The following is an 11,783-nucleotide window of genomic DNA, read 5'->3' on the forward strand; positions in this document are numbered from 1 at the left end:
ACCCCGGCGAATGGCCGGCCTGCCGCACTGCCACGCGAGGACAACTCTTCCTGCGGTACGAGTCGGTAACCCCGTGCCCGCAGCGCGCTCCTCTCAGCCTGCGCGGAAGCCCGGACCGGACACGTCCCCATCGCCTCAGGAAGGCAGAAACATGTCAGAAATCTTTCCGTGGACCCCGGCGGCCGTCGTTTTCGACTGCGACGGCACGCTGATGGACAGCGAGCGCCATTGGGAGGGCGCCCGGGATCTGGTGCTCCGTGAATACGGAGTGGTTCCGGACGACGAGTTCGCCGCGTTGTCGAAGGGTGTGCACTACGCGGAGTGCGGCGAGTTGATGGCGGTCACCGCCGGCCGCCCCGAACTGGCCCCGGAGATGACCGAAAAACTGCTCCGGGGCTTCCGGTCGCTGGTCGCCGATGACCCGGTCACCACACCCGGGGCCTCCGAAATGGTGGCTCACGCGGCCGAGTTCGCGCCCCTCGCGGTCGCGAGCAACTGCCCCCGCGATGTCGTGGAGGACTGCCTCGAGACGGCCGGGCTGCTCCAGCACTTCTCGCATGTGATCGTGCCGGAGGAGCAGATGCGTCCCAAACCCCACCCCGATGTCTATCTGAGCGCCGCGGCGGCCTTCGGGGCCGAACCGTCGGACTGCCTGGCCGTGGAGGACTCCCTCTGCGGCATCCGCTCGGCCGTCCGCGCCGGGCTGCGGGTCCTGGGGGTCGGCAGCCGGCCCGACCGGGAGAGCCTGGCCATGGCCGACCACTGGGTGCGCTCCCTGGAGGACAGCGCCCTGCTCGTCTGGGCGCGCAGCCGGGCACTCTGCGGCGTCGCGCGCTGACGGCGCACCGGGAGCGGGCCGCCGCTACTTCAGCAGCCGGGAGAGCCGGCGGTCCGCGAGCGGTTTGCCGCCGGTCTGGCAGGTGGGGCAGTACTGGAGCGAGGAATCGCTGAACGAGACCTCGCGGATGGTGTCGCCGCAGACCGGGCACGGCTCGCCGGTGCGGCCGTGCACCCGCAGCCCGCTCTTCTTCTCCGCCTTGAGCCGCCCGGCGGCCACTCCCCGGGACCGCTCGACGGCCTCGGTGAGTGTGGCGCGCAGCGCCTCGTACAGACCGGTGATCTCGTCCTCCCCGAGGTTGTGCACCGGCTTGAACGGCGACATCTTCGCGGCGTGCAGGATCTCGTCGCTGTAGGCGTTGCCGATACCGGCGATCAGGCTCTGGTCGCGCAGCGCGCCCTTGATCCGGCGCCGCTCCCCGGCGATGAGCGCGGCGAAGGCCGCCCGGTCGAAGTCGCCGGCCAGCGGGTCGGGGCCGAGCCGGGCGATGCCGGGGACCTCGGCCGGGTCGCGGACGAGATGGACGGCGAGACGTTTGGTGGTGCCGGCCTCGGTGAGGTCGAAGCCGCCGCCCGACGCGAGGCGGACCCGCAGCGCGAGCGGCCCCTTGCCGGGGCGCGGCGGGGTGTCCGGGATCTCGTCCCGCCAGCGCAGCCAGCCCGCGCGGGCCAGGTGCACGACCAGATGGAGCCGGCCGGGTCCGTCGCCCGCGGTGAGGTCCAGCCACTTGCCGTACCGGGCCACCGCGGTGACCTCCCGGCCCTCGACGGCGCTCAGCGGCGGGTCGTAGGTCTTCAGCACACTGATCGCCAGGGGCAGCACCCGGACGATCTCCTCTCCCACGAGATGGGTGTCGAGAAACTCTCTCAGCGATTCCACTTCGGGCAGTTCCGGCATGCGTCCAGGGTGCCGCAGCACCGGCGGCGGCGCAGGTTCACCGGCCCGCCGCGTCCGTGGCCCCGGGCGGGCGCAGTCCGTAGACACGGGTCGCGGTGGTCTCGAAGACCTCCCGGCGGTCGTCCGCGCCGAGCTGCCCGACGAGATCGCGGGCGGCGGCGGCGACCTCGGAGTAGTCGGCGGCGAGCAGACAGACCGGCCAGTCCGAGCCGAACATCAGCCGCCGGGGGCCGAAGGCCTCGACGGCGGTCTCGGCGTACGGGCGCAGGTCATCGGTGGTCCAGGAGGCCCAGTCGGCCTCGGTGACCAGGCCGGAGAGCTTGCAGACGGTGTTCTCGCGGGCGGCGAGGGCACGTACCCGGCTCGCCCAGGGTTCGCGTTCCTTCGCCGCGATGGGCGGCTTGCCGAGGTGGTCGAGGACAAAGGTCAGACCGGGCCGGCGGCTGACGGCCTCGGCGGCCGTGAGGAGCTGGGACGGCAGCACCACCAGGTCGTAGACGAGTCCGGCGGCGGCGACGGCGGCCAGGCCCCGCTGGACGTCGGGGCGGAGCAGCCAGTTCGGGTCCGGTTCGCCCTGGACCTGGTGGCGGATGCCGACGAGCCGGTCGCCGCCGGGAAGCTCGCGCAGCCGGGCCAGGGTGTCGGCGATATCGGGGCGGGTGAGGTCGGCCCAGCCGACGACACCCGCGACCAGCTCGTCGCGGTGGGCGGCGGCGAGGAGTTCGGGGGTCTCCGCCGGGTCGGTGACCGTCTGGACCAGTACGGTGGCGCGCACCCCGGCCGCCCGGGCCGCGGGCGCCAGATCGGCGAGGGAGAAGGTGCGGCGGATCGGTTCCATGGCGGGACCGGTGATCCACTCCTGGTCGCGGACGGCGAGGTCCCACACATGGTGGTGGGCGTCGATGATCGTCACGGCTCACAGCTCCCAGACGACGGGCAGGGGCGCGCCCGCGCCCTCCGGCGAGTAGTCGTGCGGGGTGGCCAGCAGACCGGCCATCCGGGCCTGCCAGGCGACATTGACCGGGAGCCGCTCCAGGGAGGCGAGGAGCAGCGGATAGTCGGCGCACTCCAGGAGGTGGAAGAGGTCGGTGCCGCTGCGCCAGATGGTCCACGAGGTGGCACCGGCGGCGCGGATCGCGCGGGTCAGCTCCGGGGGGACCTCGCGGTGGGCCTCCTCATAAGCGTCGACGCGGTCGGGGCGGACCCTGGTGTGCAGGGCGACTCTCATCGGCTCTCCCCTTCTTCGTGGTCCCGTTGCTCATGGTCCCGGAAGGTCCCCGGGACCCACGTGGCCCCGGAGGTCCGGGGCGGCTCCGGAAGGAGCCCTTCGGCGCGCAGGTCCGCCCAGAGCGCGGGCGGTACGGGCGTGCGCAGCCGGTGCGCCGCGTCCCGTATCTCGTGGGCGGAGCGGACGCCGACCAGGGCGCCCGCGACGGCCGGATGGGCGAGGGAGTAGCGCAGCGCGGCGGCGCGCAGCGGCACCCCGTGGCGCTCGGTGACCGTCTGGAGGCGCTGGGCGCGGGCGATCAGATCCGGGGGCGCGGGCGCGTAGTCGTAGGTCGCGCCGGGGCGCGGATCGGCGAGCAGTCCGGAGTTGAAGACCCCGCCGACGACAACGCTCCGGCCGCGCGCCCGTGCCTCGGGGAGCAGTTCCGCCAGGGCGCTCCCGTCGAGCAGGGTGTGGCGTCCGGCGCAGAGCACGGCGTCGGCGTCGGTGTCGCGGAGGAAGCGGGTGAGCATCGCGGTCTGGTTCATGCCCGCGCCGATGGCCCCGACGACGCCTTCGGCGCGCAGCCGCTCCAGCGCCGGGTAGCCGTACCGGAAGGCGTCGTCCCCGTGGTCGTCGGGGTCGTGCAGATAGACGATGTCGATCCGGTCGAGCCCGAGCCGCCGCAGGCTCTCCTCGACGCTGCGGAGCACCCCGTCGGCGCTGAAGTCCCAGACCCGGCGGTGCGTGGCGGGCACGGCGAAGCCCTGGGCGAGGTCGTCGCCGCCGGGCGGGACGGGTTCGAGCAGCCGGCCGGCCTTGGTGGAGAGGGTGTACGCGTCGCGGGGCCGGGAGCGCAGGGCGCGCCCGAGCCGGTGCTCGGAGAGCCCGAGGCCGTAGTGGGGCGCGGTGTCGAAGGTGCGGACGCCGCACTCCCAGGCCGCGTCGACGGCCGCCGCGGCGTCCTCGTCGGACACCGGGCGGTGGAGATTGCCGATGCCGGCGCCGCCGAAGGCGAGTTCGGTGATCTCGACCGTGCTCCGTCCGAGCCTGCGCCTTCTCATGCGGAACCGCCTTCCGCGGGCCGTGTCCGGGTGATCGGGGGGACGCGCGGCCCCGGGCCGCCCGGGACCGTCCGTGCGCTCGTCCACCTCTCTGTACGCCCGATGCCCGGCGCGGGTTCACCGGACGCGCGGTCCGCCGGTCGTTTCCGGCCGGGATCGCGCGTCCCCGGGCGGCCCGGGGGTGACAGCGGGCGGCGGGCTCCGTGGTCGGCGGGTCAGCGGGTCAGCGGGCCAGCGCCAGCAGTTCGGCGGTCTCCTCACGCACCCCGGCGGCGAGCCGGTCGAGATCCGGCACCGCCTTGCCGTCGGCGACCAGCCCCACCTGCACCCGGCCCCCGTAGGTCGTCAGCGCCACCGCCAGCGCCTGGCCCCGGGCCAGCGGCGCCATCGGATAGATCGCGCTCAGCGGGCAGCCGCCCAGCGAGAGGGCGGAACGGGGCAGCGGGACGCTGGTGACCACGATGTCGAAGAGCATCCGCGCGGCGCCGGAGGCGAGCGGGGTGCCGAAGCGGTGCGCCAGCGGAGGCAGTTGATCGGCGAGCACGGCGAGGGCCCCGGCGCCGCGCAGCGGGCCGGCCGCCTTGTTGCGGTCCATCGCCGTCCGTACGGCGCGCAGCCGGGCGAGCGGGTCGGGCTCGGCGACCGGCAGCTCCAGCAGATAGGCGGAGAGCCGGTTGGCCGAGCCGGGCGGGCCGCCGGGGCGGCGCCGCGAGACGGGGACCAGGGCGCGGGGGCCCGCCGCGGGCAGGGGCTCACCGCGCTGCTCCGCCCAGCGCCGCAGCGCGCCCGCCACGATCGCGAGGAGGACGTCGTTGGCCGTGCCGCCGGCCGCCCTGCGGATGTGCCGTACGTCCTCCAGGTCGAGCACGGCGGTGCCGAGTCTGCGGGTGCCGCTGGGGGCCGCGGTCAGGGCGGGCAGTCCGCGCGGGTCGAGCCGGCTGGCCCGGACGACGGACGCGCCGACGCCGACGGCGCGCCCGAGGCCGTCGATGCGGTCGCGGGCGAAGCCGATGAGCCGGCGGGGGTCGGGGTACCACATCCGCCCGGGCGCGGGCCCGGGCCGGCGGGGACGCGCGGCGGTCCGCGCACCGGGCGGTGCGGCGATCTCGTCGAAGATGCCCGCGCCGATCGCGACCGCGCGCATCCCGTCGGCGAGGGCGTGGTGGAGCTTGACGAGCACCGCGAAGGGGCCGTCCGGGGCGCCGGTGAGGAGGAACATCTCCCAGGGCGGCAGGCCCCGTTCGAGCGGGCGCTCCATGAGTTCCCCGGCGAGCGCGACGGCCTCGGCGGTGACATCGCCCCCGGGGAGGCGGAGCCGGTGGACATGCCGGGTGACGTCGAAATCCTGGTCGACGGCCCAGACCGCGCCGCCGACCGGCAGCAGCACGTCGCGCACCCGCATCCTGAGCCGGCGGACGGCGGCGGCGCGGGCGGCGAGCAGCTCCAGGACCGCGTCGCCGTCCGGGGCGGGGGCGCCCGCGGACGCCGGGGCGGGGGCGAAGAGGGCGAGGGCGCCGAGGTGCATCGGGTGCCCGGTGGACTCCAGCTGCCAGAACGCCAGGTCCAGGGGGGCGAGTAGCTCGCTGCTCACGGTGTCCTCATGTTCGGGGAGTGATCCGGAACCTGTCCGGGGTGCGCGGCCCGGGGGCGGGCCGCCGGGAGGGATCAGGACCGTACCGGAGCAGTCAATCGCCTGCGCTCGATTACGGTCACGTACGATCATTCCACGGAGCGTGACCGGTGGAGGGCTTCAGCCGTCCGGGCGGGGGCCGGCGCCGCCCGGTCCGGCCACCACCTGGAACTCGCACCACACACACTTGCCGGTGCCGCGCGACTCCACACCCCAGGTGTCCGCCAGCCGGTCCACCAGCAGCAGCCCCCGCCCGGTGACTCCGGACTCACCCGCGTCCCGCCGCCTCGGCAGCGCGCTGGAGCGGTCCTCCACCTCGACGCGGAGCCGCCGCTCCGGCCCCGAGAGCACCCGGGCCGTCACGATCGCCCCGCCGTCCGTGTGCAGCAGCGCGTTGGTGATCAGTTCGTCGGCGGCCAGCTCGATGTCGTCGGCCCGCTCCCCCGCGCCCCAGGCCCGGACCGCCGCGCGGACCATGTGCCGGGCGGAGACCAGCGCCTCGGGGTCGTTCTGGGAGACGTGCTGCTGGAGCCGGCCGCCCGTCTGCGGGGTGAACGCGCCCCGGCGGCGCAGCAGCAGGATCGCCACGTCGTCGTCGCCGCCCCGGTCGTCCACGACCTCGCACAGATGGTCCGCCAGCCGCTGGAGGTCGCGCGGGCCGCCGCGCACCAGCGAGGTCAGCAGCTGCATCCCGTCGTCGAGGTCGGCGCCCGGCTGTTCCACCAGCCCGTCGGTGAAGAGCAGCAGCGTCTGCCCCGGGTCCAGCTCCACCGTGGAGACGGGGTACTCCAGCCGGCCGAACTCCGCCGAGAGCCCCAGCGGCAGCCCGCCGTCCACCGGCACCCGGCGGCAGCTCCCGTCGGTGTCCCTCAGCAGCGGGTCGACATGACCGGCCCGTACCACCTGCACCACCCCTGTCGAGAGGTCGGCCTCGGCGTACATGCAGGTGGCGAAGCGGTCGGTGTCGAGTTCATGGAGGAAGACCGAGGCGCGTGCCATCACGGTCGCCGGGGTGTGGCCCTCGGCCGCGTACGCCCGCAGGACGATCCGCAGCTGCCCCATCACCGCCGCCGCGTCGGTGTCATGGCCCTGGACGTCGCCGATGACCGCGCCGACCCGGCCGCCGGGCAGCGGGATGACGTCGTACCAGTCGCCGCCGATGTCCCGGCCCATCCGCGCCGAGCGGTAGCGCACCGCGATCTGCGCCCCGGGCACCTCGGGGATGCGGCGCGGCAGCATCGCCTGCTGGAGCCCCTCGGCGATGTCGTGCTCCTGGTCGTAGAGGACGGCGCGCTGGACGCTCTGCGCGATGCTGCTGCCGAGGGCGACGAGGACATTGCGCTCCTCGTCGCTGAAGCCGTTCCGGTCGCTGTAGAGGAGGCCGAGCGCCCCGATCGGCCGGGCCTGGGCGATCAGCGGCAGATAGGCGGCGGCCCGGATGCCGAGCCCCTCCAGATGCGGCCAGAGCAGCGGATAGGACTCGGCGAAGTCCCCGCGGGACTCGATGAAGCGCGGTGCGAGGGTCCGCACCACCTCGCTCATGGGGTAGGCGTCGTCGACATGGGTCCAGCGGGTGCCGGGGATGAAGGCCTCCTGGGGGCCCTCCGCGACCAGGTGGATTCTGCCGCCCGTCTCCAGCAGCCCGAGGACCAGGCTCGCGGCGCCGAAGTGCTCCAGGCCGTGGACGTCGCGCAGCACGTCGATGACGTCCTGCACGGTCCGGGCGTGGGCGAGGGCGGCGGTGGTGGACTCGACCACGCTGGTCCGGCGCCTGCGGACGGCGTCGGCCTCCATCCGCGCGGCGGAGTCGGCCAGCTCCTCCGTGGCGTCCCGGACGATGCCGACGATCCGCAGCGGGCGGCCGGTGCCGTCCCGGAGGACACGGCCCTGGGTGTGGGTCCAGCACAGAGTGGCGTCGGAGCGGCGGAAGCGGAAGTAGACGCCGTAGTGCTCGCTGCCGTCCTTGAGGGCCGTGGCGACCTTGGCGTCCAGCCGGGCGGCCTCGTCGGGCGGCATCCGGGCGGTGAGGCTCTCCCGGCGGCCGTCGTACTCCTCCGGACGCAGCCCGAGCACATCGAGCGCGGCCGGGTCCAGATGGCACAGCCCGCTGGCCAGATCCCAGTCGAAGCTGCCCATGCGGGTGAGGGCGAGGCTCGTCTCGGGGCTCGCCGGCCAGTCGTCGGGAAGCGACAGGGCCCCCGCTGCCCGCTCAACCATGGAGCCACTCTGTCATCATTTGTCGGATTCTTCGACTGTCGGTCCCGGGCCGGTCCCGCGCCCGGCCCTCAGCCCGCGAAGGTGTCGGAGCCGGCCGGCTCCTCATCGGGCACCGGCTCCTCATCGGGGACCGGCTCCTCGGCGTCGGGCAGGATCAGATCGTCGTCGTCCGGCGGGAGCAGACCGCCGCCGGAGCCGCCGCCGGAGCCGCCGTCGAGCGGAAGCAGCCCGTCATCGCCGGACCCGTCGTCGCCCGCGTCGAGCGGCAGCGGCTCGCCCTCCGGGAGGCCGTCCGCGCCGTCCCCGTCGTCCGCCGGTGCCGGAGCCGGCGGTTCCGGCACGGCCGGCGGAGCGGGAACGGACGGCGCGGAGGACTCCGGGGTCTCCCGGTTGGTGTCCGGGGATTCGCCGGGGCCGGGGGCCGGAGGGTAGGCGAACAGCTCCTCCAGGGAGTCCGGGGAGTCCGGCGGGAGCACCGCCGGCCGGCTGTCCTGCTCCCCGTCGCTCCCGGTCCGCCGGTCGATCCAGCTGCGGTCGGCCACATCGACGATCGCCAGCCGCCCCACGGCCCGCTCGGCGGGCTCGATCACCACGGACCGCTCGGGCGTGTATCCGGCCCAGGGGGTGCCCTGGTGGATCACCGCTCCCCGGGCGGCGACCGGCGGCCTCAGCGGACTGCCGCCCGCGCACCGGACCCGGGGGGCGCCGCGCTCGTCGACCAGGACGGCGGTGCCCGCCTGGAGCACGGCCTGCCGGGCGGTGTCCGCGCCGTCCCGGTAGCCGTGCGCGGTCACCCGGGTGTCGGTGCGCAGCACCACGGGGGTCAGCCCGCGCAGGAACCCGGCGAGTCCGGCCTCGGCGACCCCCGCGCCCCGGGCGAAGGCGCGGGCCGCGGCCGGGGCGTCGCGCAGCAGCGAGAGCTGCCGCACGGCGTCGCAGTTCCCGATGGCCTCGATCCCGCCGTAGAGGCCGGGGGTGGCGCCCGAGACGGTGCGCAGGGTCTGACCGCGCAGCGGCGCCCCGCGCGCGCCGGCCTTCGGGTCCGGCGGCCGGGGCGCGGGCGCGGAGAGGTCCCGTACGGTCGAGACGGTGTACGGGTCGGGGCCCCGGGCGGCGGCCGGCTGGAGGAGCACCTCCTCGTCGGGGGCGGCCCTGGGGAGCGGGTCCTCCGCGCCGCACCCGGCGAGCAGGGGCGCGAGACAGATGCCCGCGGTCAGCGCGACGGCCAGCGGCCAGCCGCCGCGCGGCGTCGGCCATGGACTCGTCGGGGACCAGCGCTGACGCGTCGCGGACCCGCGACGGCGATTGGGACGCACGTACCTCTCCCGCCTTCTCACCCTGCTCCGGTGTGCCCTCCGCCGGGTGCCCCGCCGCACTGCCTGCCGCCCGCGCACCCTGCTTCGGTGCCTCAATTTCTGCCGGACTCCCGGGCCGCCCGCCACTTGAACGCGTCCCCGGGAGTGCGTACGCTCAGAGCCCGGAAAGTTGAACATGTTCAAAGACGGGGGTGGCGGCCGATGTCCGTGCTGGTCAACCTGATCGCGAGGGCGGGGAGACGGGCGGCCGGGAGCACGGCGTCCGGCCGCGCGCCCGCCGGACGGCCCGCGCCCGTCCGGCGCACCTTCAGCTACCCCGAGGTCGGCGCCACCCTGCTGGGCCCGCTGCCCCGGGGCTACCGCCATCTGCACCGGACCACCCGGATCGGGCGGGGCCGTGAGGTCTTCGAGGCGGCGGGGGCCGCCGTGCTCGACTGGCGGATGCACCGCGCGAGCGGCGCCCGGCTGCGGAGCGGTTCGGCCGGGGCCCGGCCCGGTGCGCGGGTCGAGGTGTCGGCCGGCCGGCGCCCGCTGCGCTTCGCCGGGGTGTGCGAGGTGGTGTGGGTGGCCCGGGAGCCGCACCGCACGGGGTTCGCCTACGGCACGCTCCCCGGGCACCCCGAGTGCGGCGAGGAGTCGTTCGTCGTGGACCTCCGCGACGACGGCTCGGTCTGGTTCACGGTGACGGCCTTCAGCCGGCCGGGGCTCTGGTACACCCGGCTGGCCGGGCCGCTCGTCCCCCCGCTCCAGCACGCGTACGCCCGGCTGCTCGGCCGCACCCTGCGGCGGCTGGCCGTCCGCCCCGATACTGAAGGGGATGGAGTGGTTCGCCGACGGTGACTACTGGCTGAGCCGGCTGGTCTTCCAGCGGGCCCTGGCCGCCGTCTATCTGGTCGCCTTCCTCACCGCCGCGCTCCAGTTCCGGGCGCTGATCGGCGAGCGGGGCATGCTCCCGGCGCCCGAGCTGCTGCGCCGGGTGCGGTTCCGCGACGCCCCGAGCCTGTTCCACCTGCGCTACTCGGACGGGCTGTTCGCCCTGGTCTCCTGGACGGGCGCGGCACTGTCGGCGGCCCTGGTGGCGGGAGCGGCGGACCGGCTGCCCCTGGCGGTGGCGATGGCCTGGTGGGCCGTGCTGTGGGTGCTGTATCTGTCGATCGTCAATGTCGGCCGGACCTGGTACGGCTTCGGCTGGGAGTCGCTGCTGCTGGAGACGGGCTTCCTCGCGGTCTTCCTCGGCAATGAGCGGACCGCGCCACCGGTCCTCGTGCTTCTGCTGCTGCGCTGGGTGCTCCTCCGGGTGGAGCTGGGCGCGGGGCTGATCAAGATCCGCGGGGATCGCTGCTGGCGCGATCTGACCTGTCTGTACTACCACCACGAGACCCAGCCGATGCCGGGGCCGCTGAGCTGGTTCTTCCACCGGCTGCCCCGGCCGGCGCACCGGCTGGAGGCGGCCGCCAGCCACACGGTGCAACTGCTGCTGCCCGTGCTGCTGTTCACCCCGCAGCCGGTCGCGAGCGCCGCCGCCGGGGCGATCGCGCTGACCCAGCTGTGGCTGGTGCTCTCCGGCAACTTCTCCTGGCTGAACTGGCTGACCATCGCCCTCGCGCTGAGCGCCGTGGACGGCTCGCTCCTCGCCCGGCCGCCCGCACAGCCCCCGGCCCCGCTCTGGTACGAGGTCCTGGTGATCGCCGTCACCGGGGGCCTGCTGGCGCTGAGTTACCGCCCGGCGCGCAATCTGTTCTCCCGGCGGCAGGCGATGAACCGCTCGTACGATCCGCTCCACCTGGTCAACGCCTACGGCGCGTTCGGCACGGTGGGACGGGTGCGGATGGAGGTGGTGGTGGAGGGCACCCGGGAGACCCGGCTCCACGAGGGCACCGTCTGGCGGGAGTACGGCTTCCGGGGCAAGCCGACGGATGTGCGGCGGCTGCCGCGCCAGTTCGCCCCGTACCATCTGCGGCTGGACTGGATGATGTGGTTCGCGGCGCTCTCCCCCGCGTACGCCCGGTCCTGGTTCGGCCCGTTCGTGGAGCGGCTGCTGACCGGCGACCGGGACACCCTGCGGCTGCTGGGGCACAACCCCTTCCCCGGCGCGCCGCCCGTCCATGTCCGGGCCCGGCTGTACCGCTACCGCTTCACGACCTGGCGGGAGCTGAGGGCCACGGGGGCCTGGTGGGAGCGGCGTTTCGTACGGGAGTATCTGCGCCCGACCCGGCTGGGCCGCTGAGCCGCCGGTTCCCCGGGGCGGCGGCACGGGCGAGCCCCCTCCGCGGCCTTGTGATGACGGAGGGGGCTGTGGGTCCCGCGGCCCGCGGGGCGGTCAGTCGACGCCCTGCAGGATGTGCGGCTCGGCGAGGTCTTCCTCGTACCCCGCGAGGCGGATCGGTGCCGAGCGGGCCCAGACCTCCAGGCTGCCCAGTTCATCGGGCCGGCGGGTCCGCTCGCGGATACGTTCCGGCAGTCCTTGGTCGGGCTTCTTCACTTCAGTGGTCACCGCGCACTCCTCTGTGTCGCGTAACTGGGACAGGGGCGGTTCGGTCGCGGTGGCGCCGGCTCTCGGGCGGGACCGCAGCCTGGTTGCAGACGTGTCCCAGGACGGCCAAAGGGCTTTTGT

Annotated in this window: 11 protein-coding genes; 3 read left to right on the forward strand and 8 right to left on the reverse strand. The window is 74.9% G+C overall.

Annotated features, from left to right (window positions below):
• Window positions 1-151 precede the first annotated feature (151 nt).
• Complete coding sequence (locus ABT122_RS18685; protein ID WP_351552898.1) at window positions 152-838, forward strand: HAD family hydrolase; 687 nt, start codon at window positions 152-154, stop codon at window positions 836-838.
• A gap of 24 nt (window positions 839-862) precedes the next feature.
• On the opposite strand, the gene ABT122_RS18690 is transcribed toward ABT122_RS18685, so the two are convergent.
• The 7 genes from ABT122_RS18690 to ABT122_RS18720 form a co-directional block, all read right to left on the reverse strand.
• Window positions 863-1,735: an Fpg/Nei family DNA glycosylase gene (locus tag ABT122_RS18690; RefSeq protein ID WP_351552901.1), complete on the reverse strand. Its 873-nt coding sequence runs from the start codon at window positions 1,733-1,735 to the stop codon at window positions 863-865.
• Between the two features lie 37 nt (window positions 1,736-1,772).
• Window positions 1,773-2,648, reverse strand: coding sequence for an amidohydrolase family protein (locus tag ABT122_RS18695; RefSeq protein ID WP_351552904.1), 876 nt, complete (start codon window positions 2,646-2,648; stop codon window positions 1,773-1,775).
• 3 nt (window positions 2,649-2,651) lie between these two features.
• Window positions 2,652-2,963: an L-rhamnose mutarotase gene (locus ABT122_RS18700; RefSeq protein WP_351552907.1), complete on the reverse strand. Its 312-nt coding sequence runs from the start codon at window positions 2,961-2,963 to the stop codon at window positions 2,652-2,654.
• A complete protein-coding gene (locus ABT122_RS18705; protein WP_351552910.1) occupies window positions 2,960-4,006 on the reverse strand; it encodes an aldo/keto reductase in 1,047 nt (348 codons plus the stop codon). Before ABT122_RS18705 ends, ABT122_RS18700 begins: the two co-directional genes overlap by 4 nt.
• A 223-nt stretch (window positions 4,007-4,229) precedes the next feature.
• Entirely contained in the window at window positions 4,230-5,597 is a 1,368-nt protein-coding gene (locus ABT122_RS18710) for a wax ester/triacylglycerol synthase family O-acyltransferase (protein ID WP_351552913.1), read from the reverse strand.
• Window positions 5,598-5,756: 159 nt separating this feature from the next.
• Window positions 5,757-7,853, reverse strand: a complete 2,097-nt coding sequence (locus ABT122_RS18715) for a SpoIIE family protein phosphatase (protein WP_351552916.1) — start codon at window positions 7,851-7,853, stop codon at window positions 5,757-5,759.
• A gap of 68 nt (window positions 7,854-7,921) precedes the next feature.
• Window positions 7,922-9,169, reverse strand: coding sequence for a DUF6777 domain-containing protein (locus ABT122_RS18720; RefSeq protein WP_351552919.1), 1,248 nt, complete (start codon window positions 9,167-9,169; stop codon window positions 7,922-7,924).
• Window positions 9,170-9,370: 201 nt separating this feature from the next.
• Here ABT122_RS18720 and ABT122_RS18725 point away from each other — a divergent pair, with 201 nt between their 5' ends.
• Both ABT122_RS18725 and ABT122_RS18730 read left to right on the forward strand, forming a co-directional pair.
• Complete coding sequence (locus tag ABT122_RS18725; protein WP_351552922.1) at window positions 9,371-10,009, forward strand: DUF1990 domain-containing protein; 639 nt, start codon at window positions 9,371-9,373, stop codon at window positions 10,007-10,009.
• The gene (locus ABT122_RS18730) at window positions 9,987-11,396 is read left to right on the forward strand and encodes a lipase maturation factor family protein (RefSeq protein ID WP_351552925.1); all 1,410 of its coding nucleotides are present in this window, start codon (window positions 9,987-9,989) and stop codon (window positions 11,394-11,396) included. Before ABT122_RS18725 ends, ABT122_RS18730 begins: the two co-directional genes overlap by 23 nt.
• Window positions 11,397-11,489: 93 nt before the next feature.
• Here the strand turns inward: ABT122_RS18730 and ABT122_RS18735 are convergent, their stop codons facing one another.
• Entirely contained in the window at window positions 11,490-11,663 is a 174-nt protein-coding gene (locus ABT122_RS18735) for a hypothetical protein (protein WP_351553005.1), read from the reverse strand.
• Window positions 11,664-11,783 lie beyond the last annotated feature (120 nt).

This window comes from Streptomyces sp. NPDC001985 (assembly GCF_040296845.1).
GTDB lineage: Bacteria > Actinomycetota > Actinomycetes > Streptomycetales > Streptomycetaceae > Streptomyces.

Excerpts from the sequence above, each read along its gene's own strand:
- ABT122_RS18700 (WP_351552907.1), bottom strand. The coding sequence starts at position 2,963 with ATGAGAGTCGCCCTGCACACCAGGGTCCGCCCCGACCGCGTCGACGCT.
- ABT122_RS18715 (WP_351552916.1), bottom strand. The coding sequence starts at position 7,853 with ATGGTTGAGCGGGCAGCGGGGGCCCTGTCGCTTCCCGACGACTGGCCG.
- ABT122_RS18690 (WP_351552901.1), bottom strand. The coding sequence starts at position 1,735 with ATGCCGGAACTGCCCGAAGTGGAATCGCTGAGAGAGTTTCTCGACACC.
- ABT122_RS18730 (WP_351552925.1), top strand. The coding sequence starts at position 9,987 with ATGGAGTGGTTCGCCGACGGTGACTACTGGCTGAGCCGGCTGGTCTTC.
- ABT122_RS18685 (WP_351552898.1), top strand. The coding sequence starts at position 152 with ATGTCAGAAATCTTTCCGTGGACCCCGGCGGCCGTCGTTTTCGACTGC.
- ABT122_RS18725 (WP_351552922.1), top strand. The coding sequence starts at position 9,371 with ATGTCCGTGCTGGTCAACCTGATCGCGAGGGCGGGGAGACGGGCGGCC.
- ABT122_RS18705 (WP_351552910.1), bottom strand. The coding sequence starts at position 4,006 with ATGAGAAGGCGCAGGCTCGGACGGAGCACGGTCGAGATCACCGAACTC.